Below are 18,051 nucleotides of genomic sequence, written 5' to 3' on the forward strand. Positions count from 1 at the left end.
GCTCTGACGCACCCTACAGTTCTATAAATATGAATTATTCATTGCTAACATTTTCAGTATAGTAGGGTGCGTCAGACATTTAACTGAATTGTTTCCTCAGTAAATTTCTGCTCTGACGCACCCTACAGTTCTATAAGTACGAATTATTCATTACCAACATTTTCAGGAATATTAGGTTCTATATTTGCACCCCAATCTCCAGAATAAATTCCTTGTTTGACAAACCGATGAAAACTAGAAAATTCCCAATCTTTAGGAGATTGACATAAGCCATGTTTTACAGGATTATAGTGAATATAATCACAATGATTATTAAAATCCGTTTCATCTTTAATTAAATGCTCCCAATAACGTCTTTGCCATAAGTTTTTTTCCTGACGCTTTTGGCGAGATAGACTAATTTCGGTTGGTAATTGTAATTTATGCCCACAACTCCGAGTGACAAAATTTTTTAAATAACGCCAACGGCCTACATAATTACTATCTCCTTCAGGTAAAGTCCAAATACAATGAAAATGATCGGGCAAAAGTACGATCGCATCTAGTGAAAATGGATACAATTTCTGCAATCTTTGTAAACCTTTTCGCAAGCTTTCTCGACTAATATCACTACATAGCCACGGTATTCTTTGATAAGTTACTTGGGTAAAAAAATAAGTCGCCCCAGGTATGATTACTCTGCGATAATTAGACATAATAAAAAATCCAACTAAGATTATCTTATCTAGTAGGGTGCGTCAGAAAGAAAATTTAGTGGAAAACAATTCACTTAAATGTCTGACGCACCCTACAAGTTTTTGTATTGTATTATAGAATAATAGCTGGTACTATGACATCAAAAGAAATAGAGGATACTGTTAAAGGTTTGTTAGCTATTGTCTGGGGACTTGAACACAATGGTTTTGGTCGTGGTAAAGATTTGTCTGAAGATGAAGCAAAAAATATGAAAAGTCAGGTTGAAGAATTACACGCAAAACAAAAAATTGATGATTGGAATAAAGTAAATAGAGGAAGAGTTATCAATTATTGTAAGGAAATTCTCAATGATTTAGAAAATTATTAAAATTTATCATAAAAGAATATGATTATTGATTAGCAAAAGTTTTAAATAGCTGAACCAAGTTTGTCGGTTTTGAGATTAAAAAACAATTAATAAATTTCCTACCAGACACACCTTATAGGAATACCAATTACTCAGATTGACGATCTTGCTTTTGTGCTAAAAGCCGATCGACTTTGTTTTCAATAGCCGTAAGTTTCCGAAAAATTGTGGGACGATCTTCATCAACAGAAGCTAGTAAATTAGCCATTCCCTCTTGTAAATTTGTCAAACGTTCCACTATATTTTCAAGTTGTAGCGTTCCTTCTTGAAGTTCTTGTCTTTCATTATTAGCTTCTACCATTGCATCTAGCATCGCTTGAGCAGTCCTAGCATTACTTTCAACAAGTTGCTTTAGTTCTTCATTAGTCATAATTTTTATAGGGATAACAATTTGCAATTGGCTTAATATTAAGTGTAACACTTGATGTGTAAGATAAGATTCATATTCATTTAATTAAATGATGACTTTATCGACTTTATAAAAAATGCAAAACTTTCAAATGCTCACAAAATCGTTATCCAATAACATACTGTCTCCTAATTAGCGATAAAGTAACTAATATAACGAAGAGATAGATTAGGAGAATACTTGATGTTGTCAGCTTATCGTCAGCAGGTAGAAGAACGGGCGAATTTGGGAATTCCGCCGCTACCGCTTTCGGCGCAAGAAACTTCGGAACTTTGTGAGTTACTGAAAAATCCGCCTGCTGGGGAGGAGGAGTACTTAGTAGAATTATTGCGCGATCGCGTTCCCCCCGGAGTAGATCCTGCTGCTTACGTGAAAGCTGGATTTCTCACTGCTATTGCCAAAGGCGAAATTACCAGTCCGCTGATTGCTCCTGAGTGGGCGGTATATTTGTTAGGGACGATGGTAGGCGGATACAATGTGCAATCTTTGATTGATTTGTTGAAAGCAAAAAATCCGGCGATCGCATCTAACGCCGCTTCAGCTTTAAGCAAAACATTGTTAGTTTTTGATGCTTTCAATGATGTAATTGAAATGTCAGATTCTAACCCTTATGCTAAACAAGTGGTTGACTCTTGGGCGAATGCAGAATGGTTTACTAGTCGTCCAAAATTGCCAAAAGAAATTACCGTAACAGTGTTTAAAGTTCCAGGGGAAACTAACACTGATGATTTATCTCCTGCGCCTCATGCTACCACGCGCCCGGACATTCCTTTGCACGCTTTGGCAATGTTAGAAAGTCGGATGCCTGGAGGTTTAGAAACTATTGCCGAGTTGAAGAAAAAAGGACATCCTGTTGCTTATGTTGGGGATGTTGTGGGTACTGGATCTTCGCGGAAATCGGCGATTAATTCGGTGTTGTGGCATATCGGTAATGATATTCCTTTTGTTCCCAATAAACGGGCGGGGGGATATATTTTAGGAAGTGCGATCGCTCCCATCTTTTTTAACACAGCTGAAGATGCAGGTGCATTACCCATTGAATGCGATGTTACCAAGCTAGAAACAGGCATGGTAATCAACATTTACCCTTACAAAGGAGAGATTACCAACGAAGCAGGAGAAGTAATTTCCACCTTTACTTTAAAACCCGAAACAATCCTTGATGAAGTGCGTGCAGGTGGGAGAATTCCCCTATTAATTGGACGCAGTTTAACCGACAAAACTCGCGAAGCTTTAGGATTAGAACCCAGCGAATTATTTGTCCGTCCTACACCTCCAAAAGACACAGGCAAAGGCTTTACTTTAGCACAAAAAATGGTTGGTAAAGCTTGCGGTTTACCAGGTGTTCGTCCGGGAACTTCTTGCACACCAATTATGACAACTGTTGGTTCCCAGGATACCACAGGGCCGATGACCAGAGATGAGTTAAAAGAACTCGCTTGTTTAGGATTTAGTGCAGATTTAGTAATGCAAAGTTTCTGTCATACCGCCGCATATCCTAAACCAGTTGACGTAAAAACTCACAAAGAATTACCTGATTTTATATCTCAAAGAGGTGGTGTTTCTTTACGTCCGGGAGATGGCATTATTCACTCTTGGTTAAACCGAATGTTGCTACCCGATACTGTGGGAACAGGCGGTGATTCTCACACTCGTTTTCCGTTAGGAATTTCCTTCCCCGCAGGTTCAGGTTTAGTAGCATTTGCTGCTGCTTTGGGTGTCATGCCTTTAGATATGCCAGAATCAGTTTTAGTGCGTTTCAAAGGTGAATTGCAACCCGGTGTAACGCTACGAGATATTGTGAATGCAATCCCTTATGTAGCAATTCAAAAAGGTTTGCTAACTGTCGCCAAACAGAACAAGAAAAACATCTTTTCCGGGCGAATTATGGAAATCGAAGGTTTGCCAGATTTAAAAGTTGAGCAAGCTTTTGAATTAACCGATGCTACCGCCGAACGTTCTTGTGCTGGTTGCACAATTAAACTGAGCATTGAGACAGTTTCGGAATATATTCGTTCTAATGTGGCGCTGATGAAAAACATGGTAGCAAGGGGTTATCAAGATGCCCGAACTATCATGCGTCGGGTGGCAAAAATGGAGGAATGGTTAGCAAATCCGGTGTTAATGGAAGCTGATGCTGATGCCGAGTATGCCGAAATAATTGAAATTGATTTAAATGAAATCAAAGAACCAATTGTGGCGGCTCCAAATGACCCAGATAATGTTAAGTTATTGTCAGAAGTTGCTAACGATCCAGTGCAAGAAGTATTCGTCGGTTCTTGTATGACGAATATCGGACATTATCGCGCCACTGCGAAAGTTTTAGAAGGGGAAGGTGCGGTAAAAACTCGGTTGTGGATTTGTCCGCCTACCAGAATGGATGAAAAGCAGCTGCAAGAAGAGGGATATTACGGAATTTTTGGTGCTGCTGGTGCGCGTACAGAAATGCCTGGTTGCAGTTTATGTATGGGTAATCAAGCGCGAGTTGCTGATGCAACAACTGTGTTTTCAACTTCTACCCGAAATTTCAATAATCGCATGGGTAAAGATGCGCGAGTTTACCTTGGTTCCGCTGAGTTAGCTGCTGTTTGTGCGCTGTTAGGAAGAATCCCAACTGTGCAGGAATATCTGGAACTTGTGGCGAAGAAAATTAATCCTTTTGCTGGTGATTTGTATCGCTATTTGAACTTCGATCAAATTGCTGGTTTTGCGGATGAAGGACGGGTGATTGCGTTGGAAGATATGCCCAAGATTGAGGATATTTTAGGGATGCCTGTGAAGGCGGGTAAATAGTTAAATTAGGGTGGGCTTTTGCCCACCTTAATTAAGTGATAGATAACAGGAGATTAGGTATGATTCAGAGAGCGATCGCAAATCCCAATAGTCTCTACGAACAAGACTTTTATCTGTGGATAGAAACTACTGCTCAACAGTTAAAAGAAGGCAAATTTGATGAAGTAGATTTGACTAATTTAATAGAAGAAATTGAAAGTATGGGTAGAAGTGAAAAACGAGAATTGAAAAGTCGTTTAATTGTGCTTTTAATGCACTTGTTAAAATGGCAATATCAACCAGAAAAACGTAGTGAAAGTTGGCGTAGTACTATCAGCGAACAGCGTATTTGTATTGAGGGATTACTAGAAGATAGTCCCAGCTTAAAACCTCTAATTTCGGAAGTGTTTGATGATTGTTATCAAAAAGCTCGTCTGAAAGCAGCGGATGAAACAGGAATTAAGTTAAACTTTTTTCCGAAAGAATCACCTTTTACTTTAGAAGAAACGTTGCAAACTAGTTTTTTCTAAGTTAAACGGAAGTAAGCTAAAAAATGGATAAATTAAGCCATTATCGATCGCTAATTCAAAAAATTATGACAGAGTACGATCGACTCTGTTCCCAAGTTGCAAATCCTGAGATTGAAATGCTTTTAGCTTTTGACGAACAAAGAGATCAATATTTATGGTTTCAAGTTGGTTGGACACCACAGGAGAGAATTAAAGGAATTTCTGTTCATATTCGGATTAAAAATGACAAGATTTACATTGAGGAAGATTGGACACAAGAAGGAATGGCAAATGAGTTATTAAGATTAGGCGTTCCCAAAGAGGATATTGTGTTAGCTTTTCAACCTCCAGAGGTGAGAAAGTTTACTGATTTTGCGATCGTATAACTACGATTGAGTAAACTGTCTGAGTAATAACAAAAGAAATGGGAAGAAGAAGGAGATGAACAGGAGCAAACAGAAACCGCTGAAATTCTCCGTAAAGCACTAGTAGAAAATTCCATATCTATCTAAAGTTTTTGATGAGCAAAATAGTGTTGTTAGATTCTGGCCCTTTAGGAATGGTGACGACTCCTAAAGCTAAATCACCTATATATCAGGAATGCCTGTGAAGGCGGGTAAATAGTTAAAGTAGTGTGAGAATTGCCCACCTTAGATGATTAACTAGTTTAATATTAGAGTAGGGCTTTTGCCCTCTCTAATTTATCCCAAATTTTGTCATGCCTGCTAAGGATATTTACCATGATGCTGTTAAAAATGCTTTAATTAAGGATGGCTGGACTATCACTGCCGATCCCTATCCGATTAAATATGAAGAAGTTAAGCTGTTTGCAGATCTCGCTGGTGAAAAAACTATTTCTGCTAGTAGAAAAGGAGAACAAATTATTATTGAAATTAAAAGTTTTCTGAGTCTCTCTCCAATGGAAAAAATAATTAACTATCAAAATTTGATTAAGCAAATTTTAACTGAATACGAACGTATTTCAGCACAAGTTCCTGTTCCTGATGTGGATGAAGTGTTAATGTTTGATGATGAAAGAAAACAATACCTACATATTCACACATATTCTCAATGAGTCGCTCAATATTTGAGCAGTTTCGAGAGTTTTTTCTAGATATAAAACAACCGTATAATCCTCTTCTGACAACTCTAAGATACAAAGAAAAATTCTTAAATTTGGGTCTTATTTGAAAGAGGAAATTGATAAGTTATCTGATTTTCGATCGGTGAATAGAGCACAGGCTAGACGATCGCACTTTCACTCCACCAAAGTTATCCTAGATTCAGATATGACACAGGGAAAAACCAATGACAACACATTTCGAGTTATCGAAAAGTCTAGAATTACGAGAGTTATTGGTCATCTAAATGATGCTTATATGGAAGAGTTAGCAACAGCTTTGTCTACAATTCTTGGTTTATCAAATTCGGAAGATAATTCTCAGGAGTAATGGAAAGTTGGGAATTGCACATTTTATCCAACAAATGCGATCGCGCAGCGTACCGTAGGTATATCGCGCATACTAAAATTGGAATACCAGCAAATGTGGGAGTAGCTGTATGTCGCTGCAAGAAATCAAAGAGGAAATTGGTAAGTTATCTGTAAGCGATCGCTATTCTAAGCCAAACTTGTTTTTCTAATTTGGCGATCGGATAACTAAGATTGAGTAAGGAACTAGAATAGTTGTAGGGTAAGAAAGCTTGCCAGAATCCAGTGTAAAATTGAGGCTACTAAGATGACTTCTTCATTGCCTAAATCGATGATTTCTCAAGTAAGAGATTCTCAAAAATTGCCACCGTTGTCAAATGGCGATCGCTTAACTCGTCCTGAATTTGAGCGCCGTTACCATGCTATGCCAGAAGTAAAAAAAGCGGAATTAATTGAAGGAGTTGTTTATATGGCATCACCGTTACGTTTTAGACCTCATGCTAAACCACACGGACGCTTAATCACTTGGTTAGGAGTATATGAAGCGGCGACACCACAGGTAGAAATGGGAATTGAACCAACGGTACGTTTGGATATAGATAATGAACCGCAACCAGATGGTGTGTTATTAATTAGTCAAGAAAGTGGCGGAAATTCGACTTTGAGTGAAGATGGATATTTGGAAGGATCACCAGAATTGGTAATAGAAATTGCTGCTAGTAGTGCGGCGATCGATCTAAGGGATAAAAAGCGTGCTTATCGACGGAATGGGGTACAGGAATATATTGTTTGGCAAGTTTTTGAACAAATAATTGATTGGTTTAGTTTGCAAGATGGTGATTATGTTTCGTTGATGCCGAATGAACAAGGTGTAATTTGCTCGGAAATATTTCCGGGGTTGTGGTTAGATATAGCGGCAATGTTGCAAGGAAATATGCCACAAGTTTTGACAGTTCTGCAAGGGGGAATTAGTTCGGAGGAGCATCAACTTTTTGTGCAACAATTAAGAGAAAAGATGGGGGAAAATTAGCGATCGCTATGAATAGTTTCAGAACTTACGCAAAGCTTCTATTCGTAGGGTGCGTTAACGCCAGTGTAACGCACCATTCCACCATATTTAATATCATATTTAGTATTAGTGCGTAATTCATGATTTTGATAAAATTGGTTGATTTTGCTATCATAGTAAACCCGATTTATTAACAGGTAAAACAATGCAATTTTACAAAGTGGTACTCAGACAAAGTGCGGGTTATTGGGTGGCTTTGTGTTTAGAAAACGGATTAGTAGGACAGGGAAGTAATCCAGAAGATTCTATTAGTAAGCTTAAAGAGGCTATAGAGACTTTGCAAGATGTTTATCAAACAGAAACTAATGTTTATAAGGCTCCGATTTGTATAGAAGAATTGCATGAATTTTTGACTATTGAGGGTAGTGAATTTGTCACTACTTAAACAACTATCAAATTTGGCGACAAATACCTCATATATTCCCGAAAAATCGGAGATAAATTAAACAAAATCTCTTCGCTTTCTATTTTTTTGAGCAAATAACGTTGATTTTTGTCAACGTCGTAGCTAACTTTTTCTGCCTATCGTTGCTAATTTATCTATAAAATATTCTGGCTATAGATAGTAGTTATGATAGGCAAAAATTTTTGTAATTTAAAAGGTGAATAAATATCATGCTGACTAAAACTTACAAAAAATCCAAACATTGTCAAGTTGTTGATGGAGAGAATGGAAAATTCATGGTTTATCATTCTCTATTTAATCAACCTAGAGAAGTAAGCCAATCTATTGTTGACTTTTTAAATCTTTTTGAAGAAGTCAAAACGCTAGATAATATTGGTGCTATTTGTGAAGGAGATATTCATACACTTATCAACATTTTTGAGAATTTATACTTGCTAGTCTCTCATGAAGTAATGGAGAACCACTAATTAATTGGAAAGTAATAGTTTTCTGCCTGGAATATTGTGAATCAATAGAAGATATTAAATTTGCCTATGCAATTAACACTAATCTCAGTTTATTAACCAAAGATAAAGCAGAAATTTTGAAAAAATATCAAGTTAAAATATCTACTTCTCTTGACGGACTTCGTGAAGCAAATGACTTAATTAGAATTGATGCTAGAGGCAAAGGAACATTTGACATAATTGTGAGTAAAATTAACTTACTAAAGTCTATTGACTATCCTATAGACGGGTTTTCAATAACTATTACTGATGCAAATTTTTCCTTAGTTGATGAGAAAGTTATTGATTTTGCCAAATCTCTTGGTGTAAAAGATGTTTCAATGGACTTTGACTTAGTTCGATCTATTAATATTCCTGTTGAAGATTGTGTCCATAAGATCATATCGCTAAGGAGATATGCTCATAAAAATGGGCTAAACTTTTACGGTACTTGGGAAACTCCATATCGAATTTTAATCTCTAACTCTTGGCTATCTAATCCTCACGCTTTTTGTCCAGCAATGGAAGGTAAAACCATTGAATTTAATGTTGATGGAACCTTAAAAACTTGTGGACATACAAACACAATAGTAGGACGTTATGAAAATTTTGATGAATGTTTTTTACCAGGTAGTAAATACCTAGAAATTATTAGCAGTCGTTTACCTGGTAATAATGATTTTTGTAAGGGGTGCGAAATAGAAGGTTGCTGTGCAGGTCAGTGTCATGTCACATTAGAATCTTCTAAAAAAGACCCTTCTCTCGTAAACAGAACTTGTCAACTTATGAAGATGGCTACTAAAGCACTAATTAGAGAATATCTACAATCTTCAATGTAGTACGATCGCCCATCTCGTAAGGTGCGTCAGAGCAAAAAAAGTTATTGATCAGATAATTAAGTTAACTATCTGACGCACCCTACAAAGTTTTTTGATTTGATGCGATCGATTACTAATCCCCATAAAACTCAGCCAAAATAGAATTAATTTCATTGGTTGTAATATCTTCTCGTTCTGATTTACTGTAAATCGCCAGCAGTACAACATGGGTTTCTGATTCAACCAAATAAATTAACCTATACCCTGCACTTTTACCTTTTTGAATATTACTATTTTTAGCTCTAACTTTATAAACGAAATAATCTGCACCAAATCCCGATAAGCGATCTCCCACAAAATTACCTTTCTGGATTTCCGCTATTATCGGTTCAACATCAGCACGAATATGGCGATATTTCTTTGATAACCGATACAACTCATTTTCAAATTCGTTAGCAAATCTTACTGAAATTTGATTGAAATTATTAGTCATCTATTCTATTCCATAATTCAGAAATAGGTCGCGTTTCTCCGGTTTTTACTTGTTGTAAAGAGCGTCTTAAACTTGCTTTAATTTCTGCAACAGGGGTATCATCAGGATCGGATTCAAATTCAGATTCATTAGTTAATAAAACAATCACTTTAACCCGACTTGGTGTAGTAATATTTAAATTGTGATCTAAAATTATTTGACCTTTTTCATCAATTGTTCCCATCACTTCAAAAGCTTGCATTATAGTATTTCCTCAAATAGCCAAGTTAATTAATTTCATCATAACAGGTGGTATTGATTTCCGAAATGCGATCGCTCTTTTTAGATCGCAATTCGTTTAGAAGGTAAAGGAATTGACTTTTTCCCACTCTCATAAACAGTTTCTATCCATAACTCTCTCGCTTCATTAATATTTTCTAACGCTTCCTCTAAAGTTTCTCCCTGAGTCATACAACCTGGAAGATCGGGAATAATTACTGTATATCCTCCATCATCTTCTGGGTAAATAGACATCGGATATTTTAAAGAAAGATAATATTCTAAAGGTTGATTTTCTAGTTGAGAATTAGTTTTCATCTTTCCAATTTTCTAAATCTAGTAATCTAATCGTTTATTCAATATAAGTTCGTTTAACTTTTTTACCGCCTTTTTTAGGGATAATAATAACTTCTCCTTGTTCGTTCTCAAAGGAATGATGACTTCCCCGCGATCTAAGTTCCTGATAACCGAACGCTTCTAAAACATAACTAATCTCTTCAAATCTGGCTTCAGGAGGACGGGAAAGAAGGTATTCAATTAATTTACTTAATTTACCCATTGGCAGATTGTAGCATTTTTTAAACTATGTGGGCTTGGTTGCTGGAGTTGGTAGCGTGCGATCGTCGCAAGTTATTAATCGTTTGAATATCTTCTGCTAAATCTTCTTCAGTATAGGGTAAGTAAGCTTGTTCTTGTTTCAAGAATTGATATGTTTCCCATCGGGAAGAAAAGTTCAGCATTCGGTGAACTTCACCTGCTCCAATCCTACCTTGACGATAGTAATCGGCTGCAATCAGTTCTAAAACTCTGCCGGAAATGTTGGTGCGTTGTAGTTGTAGTTTATTGGCGATATCATCGGGAAGTTCGAGGGTAATTTGCATAAGTTTTGCTAGTAAGGCTGATGTTTAAAAGGATAGCGTTTTTTGGCAAGAAATCAGCCGCAACACGCAATCGATCGGGGGATAATCGATCGACGTATTCCTTAACTTGAAGGCGCATTTGGTTCAGTATTCATTGGTAATAACAGTGCGATTATTTCACCATTTTAAACTGTAACAGTAGATGTTGGAGTTTTTGTATGTTAATTTGGCAAGTTGTATGAGAAAGCGATAGATGAATAGAACACAGGCTAGGCGATCGCACATTTCACCCGACAAATGCGCTGTTAAATCTGGTCGAGAGAGAGGTTAGTTAGTGCGATCGTAGCAAATCTTGGAGTACCTCTATGTTGCTGGAAGAATTCAAAGAGGAAATGCACCTAGAATACAAGGGTGGGTTAAGCAAATTGTGCTAAGGTCTTGATTAGGGGTGACTTATATATTTAAATCCGAGTTTCTCGGATGGGTGGCTTTGAAACTGCATTGACAATATTTGATTACAATAAAATTCATTATGTTGAATCTACAATTCATTAAACAAAATGCTAAAAAAGTTTTAACTTATGGCGTTTTGATGGCTATATCTCTTTTGTTACTCAGGTTAATTATATTTAATTTTCAAATGATTTTCTATCCATTTCAATTGGAATATAGAGAAGCTGCGCCTTTAACAAACACGATTTTACTGTTAAAAGGTGGTAATCCTTATGATATCGCTAATCAGCCGGAAAATACAAATGTTTATGGGATATTATATCCTTTATTTGTTTATCCATTTGCTAAGTTATGGGGGGCAACTATTCCAGTTCATAGGGCGATATCGACATTTTTTATTTTTGCTGCTACTGGACTAATTTTTTGGGTGATGCGATCGCTAAAAGTATCATTAATCTTATCAATAGTCGCTGCGATCGTTTTTTACTGGCATCAAATTTTGTCAGCAACTTTTTTTGTTAAACCAGATAGCATGGGTTTATTTTTGTTTTTGGCTAGCTTAGTAGTAGCTTGGAAACATAAATATAGCTGGCTAAGTTTGCTAGCAAGTATAATTTTAGGGTTGTTAGGATTTATTGCTAAACCATATTTTGTGTTGTCCATACCTTATTTATGTCTGTACCTTTTCCTGTTTCACTCGAAAAAGAAAGGAATATATTATGGATTTTTGTCGTTCTTAGCAACTGGATTTACCTTTGGAATACTCAACGGTTTGTTCGCAACTTACTTTGATAATAACTTTTTTGGATATTTAAACCAAAGGTTGGCAGGAAGTGGGCTTAATTATGCTTTTTATCAAAGTAAAACTTATATTTTTGAAAATCTGTCAATCGTAGTTATTCTTGTTGCATTTGGTTACATATTGGTCAAAAATACTATATTAAATTGGCATAGATTTAGGGTGAAGGAAGCGATCGCCCAAAAATTCAATCTATCTAAATTTAACCAACCTTTAATTAAACTAGATGTAGATTTATTTACCTTTTGTTTGCTGATTTCTTTAGTGTTGTTTTACTTAAAATTAGGTCAGCACACAGGCAATTGGTTGGCTTATTTATATCACTTGGTTTCTCCGTTTTTAATAATTATAGCTTTTAGATTGGCTAATAAGTTAGATGTAAATTCAATAATTCTGCTATTAGCAATAATTGCTTTAAACTTATTTTTTATCTACCCGCAGCCTTTGTTTAAAGGACAAGATAATTATCAACAATGGCAGAATTTAAGGGTGTTGATATCACAGCATGAAAATGTGTTGAACTCTCCGGCGATCGCATCAATTCTTCTAGAACAAGATAAGAAAGTTTATGATTCAGGTCAATCTGAGTATTTTATCTTAGGTCAAAAAAGGAAGATATTTAACATTGAATTGCCCACTGATAACAAGATTAAACAAAGAGTCAAAGACTATAAACAAGAAATTGCTAGTTCTATACAAAATCAAGAATTTGACTTAGTAGTTTTGACTCAAAGATATTCCGAGTTTGTTTCGGAAGATTTGGTCAAAAAATGTTATAACTACCAAGGAGAAGTTACTGTAAATATGCTTGCACAAAGTTGGAAGTTAGATGTTTGGCGACCCAAAGAATCAGCTTGTAACTAACCTTAATTAATTTAAACTGGTTTTTAGTGACTCTAATTCGCGATCGATCTTTTCCAGACAACCATTTAATAAATTCAGTTGCGATCGCTTAGTGCTAATCTCAACAGGCAGTTCTGGCATTTGGAAACTGATAATCCTCTCGGCTTTTTCTTGATATTTTATTAACTGCTCAAGAGCTTCTTTACTAAAGCGAATTAAATAATCTTTAGCAGCATCGGTATATAGCTGTAAAACTTGATTATGATAACTTTCTTCTGTAGTTTGTTGTTTTTCTTTGTTAAGGTTTTTATTTAAAATATAAGCGGCGCTACCAACAACAGCGGCTCCCACTGGGCCACCTAAAACCCAACCTAAACCCGTGGCTACACCGACAGAAGCAGTGTCAGCCAAACCTTCAGAATTTGTCGGTTTATTTGGCAAATTTACTTGGGGGGAAGTAGGGAATGAAATAGAAAGAGTTTCAGGTTGATGACGATTGAAAAATTCGCTAGCTTGTGTTACCCATTTGACAATTGATTCTTGCAGTTGAACTAATCTTGGTTGCAAAAAATCTCTTTCCCAATTGCTAAATTGACCTTGTTGCAGTGCCGCAGTAGCTTCTGATTGATACCGATGTAAAAGTGTTTGTTCGTCTAGCCAATTGCGTAATTCTAAAACACTAGTAATAAAACCTTGTTTAATTAGTTTTTCTGCTTTTTGTTGAATCTGAATTTTAGCATTGTATGTACTTTCTAGGGTTTCTAATTCACTGGCAATGCTTTGTACTTTTGCTTGCCAGAGTTGTTTAATTTGAGCAACAATTTTTACCACACGGGGTAAACGAACATCTGCGATTTTTTCTTGTTTTGCTGCTAAAATACTTTGCAAAGCCGATTCAAAAATCACTAAACCGCTACTTTGTGCAGCTGCTACATCACCTTTTAATCTTGATCTTAAGGCGGGAAGTGCATCAACTCGGTAAAGGTTACTGATGTTGGGCGGTAAATCTGCACGAAAACTTTCTGCTACAAATCGCAAGCGTTTGTAAACTTCTTTTTGGTCTTCTGCTTCCAATAAATTGAGGAAGTTAACAACAAAAACTATAGTTTTAATGCCTCTATCGATTAACCAATCATGCAGTTTTTCTCGTTCAGTTAAAGTCATTAATTGACGAGCGTCTAAAACTTGGATGATTAAGTCTGCTGTTAGCAGTTTGTCTCGGACTAATTTATCTTGTGCTTCTCTGTCGTTTGTTCCGGGTAAATCGAGTAATTCAACGTTGTTTTTGAGGAGTGAATGAGGACAAAAAACCTGGACTGAGGTGACATCATCTCGCATTCTTCGATCGCCATCTAAGATAGCAAATTTTTTAAGAATTTCTGTGCCACTTTCATTGATTTCTCTACCATCTATAAAGTTAATTTTAGTTCTTAATTCGTCGCCATATTTGACGGAAATTGCTGCACCTGTGGTGGGAATAAGATCGATCGGTAAGGCACGATTACCGAGAATGGCATTAATTAAAGTTGATTTGCCGTAATTAAATGGGCCAAAAACGGCTATCTGAAATCCTGGTTTAGATAGATGATTGCAGACGGAAAGAGTATCTTGATAAAGCTGAGAGTTTTTCTCTATTTCGAGCAATGCTAATGCTGTTTGCAGATTATTTATTAAGTTTTGATAGTTGTTTTGTTGTGCCATATTATCCTTAACTTTTGCTGATAATTACATATTTTTAACTCCCCTAGTGGGGAGTTAACATTTATTTAAGCTACAGCTTTCAGAAAATCATTATAAACTGATTGGATTTTTTCGGAGTTAGAAAGGACTTCTGATTCAATAGTTTTGAGTCGCTTTAGTTCGTTGTCTCGATTAATTTCGTATGACTCTTTTTGTTTGAGTAAATTGTCTAGTTCGGCTTTGCGGGAGTTGATGTCATCGTTGATGCGATCGCTAATCTCCCCCTCATAAACATTAAAGCATTCTTTGACTGCATCGTGAATTGGTTGCCATTGTTCTTGCGCTACTTGGGGTAGATATTTTACTAGCTCTTTTTTCGCCGCTTTTATTAACTCTTTTCTTGCTTGATCTGCTTGCAAAACTCCCACACCCATTCCTAATAAAGCTAAGTATAATGGGCCTAAAACAATGCCTGTTACACTACCAATAATGGTGCTAATCCCAAACACGGTAATTAAGTTTAACAGGATATTTTTCCAATCAAATCCTGCCCCCGCCATTGCCACACCTACATAATTGCCACTAGCCAAGGAAAAAAGTCCCATTGCCCATTTCGCCCAAGCGGGAGAGTTATCTTCTGGTAATGAAGTCCCGGTGGTTTGTACTTTATTTCCGGTTAACTTTTCATTAATTAAACTGGTAATTTTGCTATAAGAAGAACCGTAATTTTCGGCGCTTTTAGCTAACAATAAAAAGGCGCTATCCATTTCTTTTTCCGCAGTTAGACTCCAGGCGGAAAGCTTGTCATTAATGTATTGCTCGAATGCTTGTTTGAGTGCATTTTCAAAGGCTTCTCTTCGACTGGCGCTCAAAAAGTCCATGAATTTTAATTCGGGTTGATAGCGGACAAAATCGGATTCAAAAGTATTGCCTAAGTTTAGCACGTAAGAACGGAAAGAATCAGCGATCGCTTTAGCTTTACTATCCCCCAAATTTTGAATTTCTTCCTTAAATTGATCGCGGATATTCGTCAAGTTTTTAAACTCTGGTTCAACCGAACTAATCTTTTCTCTCAACTGTTGAACATCTTGTTCTAACAAGGGAATTCGCCTTGACACAGCTTCGCGCACCCGATTAGAAGTTTGACGCGCCAAAATTCTCGCTTGTCGCAATTCAGAAACGGCTCTTTCTTTGGTTAAAAATGTGTTGAGTGCGCCCATAAATTCAGGAAAACCTGTACCTTCTAGAGAAGCTGAAGGCTGTTTTAAACGTTTTCTTAATGCCTTAATTGCGGAAATTTCAAATACTCTTTCATCGTAAATATCTTGTTCTTCTAGCACGCAATATTCGGCTAAGTTAGCTTGGAAAACTCGCCTTAATCTGTCTTCAGCTTCTTCTAATTCTTCTGTATCATCTGGATCGATTAAACTTTCTCGGACTTGATCCCAAGCATTAATTAAAAAGAACACGCTTAAACCCCGACCTTTGATATAATTTTCTAAATACCGACGTTCTCCAAGGGTGCAAGGTTGGGATGCTCTTAAAACAAACAAAATTGCATGGCAATTATTGATATAACCCAGCGATAATTCATTTCGCGCTTCTGTATCATTTAACCCTGGACTATCAACAATTTCTACACCTTTTTCTAACAAAGGTAAGGGATATTCAACGATCGCATAATCAACATCAGGAAAAGCTTGTTTCTTTTCTTGTTCCAGTCTTTTTGCTTCCGCAGAATCGATCGTATAATCTTTTTTAAAGCTCTTAAAATCTAGCTCTTTTGGACTTTTTTCATCTTTGAAATAAACTGTTACTTTCTTTTCTGAACCATAGCGAAGTAGAGTTAATACTGCTGTACAGGGATTGACATCGCTTGGTAACAAATTCTCGCCAATTAAGGCATTTAGAAAAGTGCTTTTGCCTCGTTTCATATCACCTAAAACTAAGAGGCGAAATACACCTTTTTTGTAATTGTTACTAGCTATTTTTACATCTTCTATCTCTCTTTCTAAACCGAGTTCTCCAGAGTATTTCTTACCTTCTGTTTCGGCTTTTTCCAGAGTTTCAGTCATGCTATTGAAGGAGTTAGCCACTTCTCTACGTGCTTGGGCAACTTTTTCCAAGTCGTCAAGAAAACGATCGGTTTCGACTTTGTAACTCATTTGGTGGCACCAATAAATAGAACTGGATTAAGTGTAGTTTATTTCTCAAGGATATCACGCATAATATCAAGTTAAGCCTTATATTAATTAAGGTAAAAATACGGCATAAGTAGTTATTTAATCGAGTAAGTAACACTAACTTGACTCCTTACTTGTACCTCTGGAAGCGCCGATGGGTCATAAGGAGGGATACTTTGACTAATACTAGAAAAAGGCGAAAGGGGAACTGCAACTTTTGTACCGCAAGCAGAAACAGAAGCCGGACTAACGAGCGGATAAACTGTTACTAATAACAATTCTCCCAATTGCACGCTCATTTCTAATGCCACACTTCGCACCTGAGTTTCTGCATCTCTAATAGCTTTGCGGCGTGCGTCACGTTCTAAAGGTTGACAGTTATTTACAGCATATTCAGCACTCACACCTTGAACAAATAATTGACTGCTAGTTTCTGTTGTCAAATTCACTGTTTTTACAACTTCCTGCATTTTTTCGCGAGTTGGTTTCGAGATTTTAACTAATATTTTAGGATTTTCTAAAGCACTAGTTTGAACCTCAATATTATTAACTGGAATTTCGATCGCAACTAAAGCATCAATCACAGATTTTAACGGGTCTTCAGCTGGTAAAACCGTGCCCGGAGTTAATGAAGGAGTGCTTCTTGCTGTGGTATCCAAAGGATTGCGGGAAGCAAAGCGAAATTCCAAGCGGGCGGTATCTGCGGGGACACTCACTTGACCTTGACCAATTACAGTTATGGCACGTTGGTTAATTAAAAGTTGCGGTGTATTACCATTCGTAACTTGAGATACATTAATATTTGTAGGATTTTCGGCAATGCTGGTTTTGCTAGCTGATATCCATAGCCCCATTACCACAACGCCAGAAACCAAAGTTTGAGATAGTACTGTTAAGAATCGATACATTTTGTATTGCTACTAAAGATTAATCTAAATGCCGAAAATGCTTTATTTTACCGAAAATTTTGCTGCGCCCTGTTATCTTATGTTGTATCCAACTTAGAATATGGCTATAAAACAAATTACAAGTCCTGAGTATGAGGAATTAGCTATGGCAACCATAAATGATAATCAACAAAATGAGCAAATTGCTACTGTGTCTTCGACCTCTGAACCTGTTACTACTCGGATGCGACCTTGGGGAACAGTTACACTTCTCGAAGAAACCGATCGCTACAGGATTAATCGCATTGAACTTAAACCCGGTCATCATATTAGCACTCAAATGCACTATCACCGTAGCGAACACTGGATTGTAGTTTCTGGTACTGCTAGAGTTCTTTGCAGTGGAAAAGAAACTCTCCTCATGCAAAAACAGTCTACTTATGTTCCTGCTTCAACTCCGCATCGCGTAGAAAATCCGGGAGTAATTCCATTAGTTATGATTGAAGTTCAAAATGGAGAATATCTCGGAGAAGATGATATTATTCGTTTTCCCGAAGATCAAGATAGCCATTAGAATTTTTATCTTGATTTGGGAG

The 18,051-nt window shown here is 36.7% G+C and carries 23 protein-coding genes; 12 read left to right on the plus strand and 11 right to left on the minus strand.

Annotation, left to right across the window (positions count from 1 at the left end; translation table 11 throughout):
- Positions 1 to 143: 143 nt before the first annotated feature.
- On the minus strand, positions 144 to 695 hold the full coding sequence (locus ACE1B6_RS06300) for an REP-associated tyrosine transposase (RefSeq protein ID WP_413256395.1): 552 nt from the start codon (positions 693 to 695) through the stop codon (positions 144 to 146).
- A gap of 134 nt (positions 696 to 829) precedes the next feature.
- On the opposite strand from ACE1B6_RS06300, the gene ACE1B6_RS06305 reads away from it, so the two are divergent.
- Complete coding sequence (locus ACE1B6_RS06305; RefSeq protein WP_413256396.1) at positions 830 to 1,063, plus strand: hypothetical protein; 234 nt, start codon at positions 830 to 832, stop codon at positions 1,061 to 1,063.
- Positions 1,064 to 1,190: 127 nt separating this feature from the next.
- Here the strand turns inward: ACE1B6_RS06305 and ACE1B6_RS06310 are convergent, their stop codons facing one another.
- Complete coding sequence (locus tag ACE1B6_RS06310; RefSeq protein WP_413256397.1) at positions 1,191 to 1,472, minus strand: hypothetical protein; 282 nt, start codon at positions 1,470 to 1,472, stop codon at positions 1,191 to 1,193.
- 222 nt (positions 1,473 to 1,694) lie between these two features.
- On the opposite strand from ACE1B6_RS06310, the gene acnB reads away from it, so the two are divergent.
- From acnB to ACE1B6_RS06340, 6 genes are all read left to right on the plus strand, one after another.
- Positions 1,695 to 4,304, plus strand: a complete 2,610-nt coding sequence (acnB, locus tag ACE1B6_RS06315) for a bifunctional aconitate hydratase 2/2-methylisocitrate dehydratase (RefSeq protein WP_413256398.1) — start codon at positions 1,695 to 1,697, stop codon at positions 4,302 to 4,304.
- 59 nt (positions 4,305 to 4,363) lie between these two features.
- The gene (locus ACE1B6_RS06320; protein WP_413256399.1) at positions 4,364 to 4,813 is read left to right on the plus strand and encodes a DUF29 domain-containing protein; all 450 of its coding nucleotides are present in this window, start codon (positions 4,364 to 4,366) and stop codon (positions 4,811 to 4,813) included.
- Positions 4,814 to 4,836: 23 nt separating this feature from the next.
- Positions 4,837 to 5,178 (plus strand): XisI protein, encoded by a 342-nt coding sequence (locus ACE1B6_RS06325; RefSeq protein WP_413256400.1) that lies wholly within the window; start codon positions 4,837 to 4,839, stop codon positions 5,176 to 5,178.
- 332 nt (positions 5,179 to 5,510) lie between these two features.
- Positions 5,511 to 5,867, plus strand: a complete 357-nt coding sequence (locus ACE1B6_RS06330; RefSeq protein ID WP_413256401.1) for an element excision factor XisH family protein — start codon at positions 5,511 to 5,513, stop codon at positions 5,865 to 5,867.
- A gap of 112 nt (positions 5,868 to 5,979) precedes the next feature.
- Positions 5,980 to 6,243, plus strand: coding sequence for a hypothetical protein (locus ACE1B6_RS06335; RefSeq protein WP_413256402.1), 264 nt, complete (start codon positions 5,980 to 5,982; stop codon positions 6,241 to 6,243).
- A 285-nt stretch (positions 6,244 to 6,528) separates the two neighbouring features.
- Entirely contained in the window at positions 6,529 to 7,251 is a 723-nt protein-coding gene (locus ACE1B6_RS06340) for a Uma2 family endonuclease (RefSeq protein WP_413256403.1), read from the plus strand.
- Positions 7,252 to 7,289: 38 nt separating this feature from the next.
- Here the strand turns inward: ACE1B6_RS06340 and ACE1B6_RS06345 are convergent, their stop codons facing one another.
- On the minus strand, positions 7,290 to 7,436 hold the full coding sequence (locus ACE1B6_RS06345) for a hypothetical protein (protein ID WP_413256404.1): 147 nt from the start codon (positions 7,434 to 7,436) through the stop codon (positions 7,290 to 7,292).
- On the opposite strand from ACE1B6_RS06345, the gene ACE1B6_RS06350 reads away from it, so the two are divergent.
- The 3 genes from ACE1B6_RS06350 (at position 7,436) to ACE1B6_RS06360 (ending at position 9,020) form a co-directional block, all read left to right on the plus strand.
- A complete protein-coding gene (locus ACE1B6_RS06350; protein ID WP_413256405.1) occupies positions 7,436 to 7,675 on the plus strand; it encodes a hypothetical protein in 240 nt (79 codons plus the stop codon). The genes ACE1B6_RS06345 and ACE1B6_RS06350 overlap by 1 nt on opposite strands.
- Before the next feature lie 230 nt (positions 7,676 to 7,905).
- Entirely contained in the window at positions 7,906 to 8,163 is a 258-nt protein-coding gene (locus tag ACE1B6_RS06355) for a hypothetical protein (RefSeq protein ID WP_413256406.1), read from the plus strand.
- Positions 8,164 to 8,279: 116 nt separating this feature from the next.
- Complete coding sequence (locus ACE1B6_RS06360) at positions 8,280 to 9,020, plus strand: hypothetical protein (protein WP_413256407.1); 741 nt, start codon at positions 8,280 to 8,282, stop codon at positions 9,018 to 9,020.
- A gap of 112 nt (positions 9,021 to 9,132) precedes the next feature.
- Here the strand turns inward: ACE1B6_RS06360 and ACE1B6_RS06365 are convergent, their stop codons facing one another.
- The 5 genes from ACE1B6_RS06365 to ACE1B6_RS06385 all read right to left on the minus strand — a co-directional run bounded on the left by ACE1B6_RS06365 (position 9,133) and on the right by ACE1B6_RS06385 (position 10,631).
- Positions 9,133 to 9,492, minus strand: coding sequence for a type II toxin-antitoxin system RelE/ParE family toxin (locus ACE1B6_RS06365; RefSeq protein ID WP_413256408.1), 360 nt, complete (start codon positions 9,490 to 9,492; stop codon positions 9,133 to 9,135).
- The gene (locus ACE1B6_RS06370; protein ID WP_413256409.1) at positions 9,485 to 9,733 is read right to left on the minus strand and encodes a type II toxin-antitoxin system RelN family antitoxin; all 249 of its coding nucleotides are present in this window, start codon (positions 9,731 to 9,733) and stop codon (positions 9,485 to 9,487) included. Before ACE1B6_RS06370 ends, ACE1B6_RS06365 begins: the two co-directional genes overlap by 8 nt.
- A gap of 80 nt (positions 9,734 to 9,813) precedes the next feature.
- The gene (locus ACE1B6_RS06375) at positions 9,814 to 10,068 is read right to left on the minus strand and encodes a type II toxin-antitoxin system HicB family antitoxin (protein WP_413256410.1); all 255 of its coding nucleotides are present in this window, start codon (positions 10,066 to 10,068) and stop codon (positions 9,814 to 9,816) included.
- 34 nt (positions 10,069 to 10,102) lie between these two features.
- Entirely contained in the window at positions 10,103 to 10,309 is a 207-nt protein-coding gene (locus ACE1B6_RS06380) for a type II toxin-antitoxin system HicA family toxin (protein ID WP_413256411.1), read from the minus strand.
- 19 nt (positions 10,310 to 10,328) lie between these two features.
- Positions 10,329 to 10,631 (minus strand): UPF0175 family protein, encoded by a 303-nt coding sequence (locus tag ACE1B6_RS06385; RefSeq protein ID WP_413256412.1) that lies wholly within the window; start codon positions 10,629 to 10,631, stop codon positions 10,329 to 10,331.
- A gap of 511 nt (positions 10,632 to 11,142) precedes the next feature.
- Between ACE1B6_RS06385 and ACE1B6_RS06390 the strand changes: the two genes are divergently transcribed.
- Positions 11,143 to 12,726 carry a hypothetical protein gene (locus ACE1B6_RS06390; RefSeq protein ID WP_413256413.1) on the plus strand — a complete coding sequence of 528 codons (1,584 nt, stop codon included), beginning with the start codon at positions 11,143 to 11,145 and terminating at the stop codon, positions 12,724 to 12,726.
- Between the two features lie 6 nt (positions 12,727 to 12,732).
- Here ACE1B6_RS06390 and ACE1B6_RS06395 read toward each other — a convergent pair whose 3' ends face one another.
- The 3 genes from ACE1B6_RS06395 to ACE1B6_RS06405 form a co-directional block, all read right to left on the minus strand.
- Positions 12,733 to 14,406 (minus strand): dynamin family protein, encoded by a 1,674-nt coding sequence (locus ACE1B6_RS06395; protein ID WP_413256414.1) that lies wholly within the window; start codon positions 14,404 to 14,406, stop codon positions 12,733 to 12,735.
- Positions 14,407 to 14,471: 65 nt separating this feature from the next.
- Complete coding sequence (locus ACE1B6_RS06400) at positions 14,472 to 16,550, minus strand: dynamin family protein (protein ID WP_413256415.1); 2,079 nt, start codon at positions 16,548 to 16,550, stop codon at positions 14,472 to 14,474.
- Positions 16,551 to 16,663: 113 nt separating this feature from the next.
- On the minus strand, positions 16,664 to 17,476 hold the full coding sequence (locus tag ACE1B6_RS06405) for an SIMPL domain-containing protein (protein ID WP_413256416.1): 813 nt from the start codon (positions 17,474 to 17,476) through the stop codon (positions 16,664 to 16,666).
- A 223-nt stretch (positions 17,477 to 17,699) separates the two neighbouring features.
- Between ACE1B6_RS06405 and ACE1B6_RS06410 the strand changes: the two genes are divergently transcribed.
- Positions 17,700 to 18,029, plus strand: a complete 330-nt coding sequence (locus ACE1B6_RS06410) for a phosphomannose isomerase type II C-terminal cupin domain (protein ID WP_413256452.1) — start codon at positions 17,700 to 17,702, stop codon at positions 18,027 to 18,029.
- The last annotated feature ends 22 nt before the right edge of the window (positions 18,030 to 18,051 follow it).

The sequence above is a fragment of the Floridaenema fluviatile BLCC-F154 genome (assembly GCF_041929135.1).
GTDB classification, from domain to species: domain Bacteria; phylum Cyanobacteriota; class Cyanobacteriia; order Cyanobacteriales; family Aerosakkonemataceae; genus Floridanema; species Floridanema fluviatile.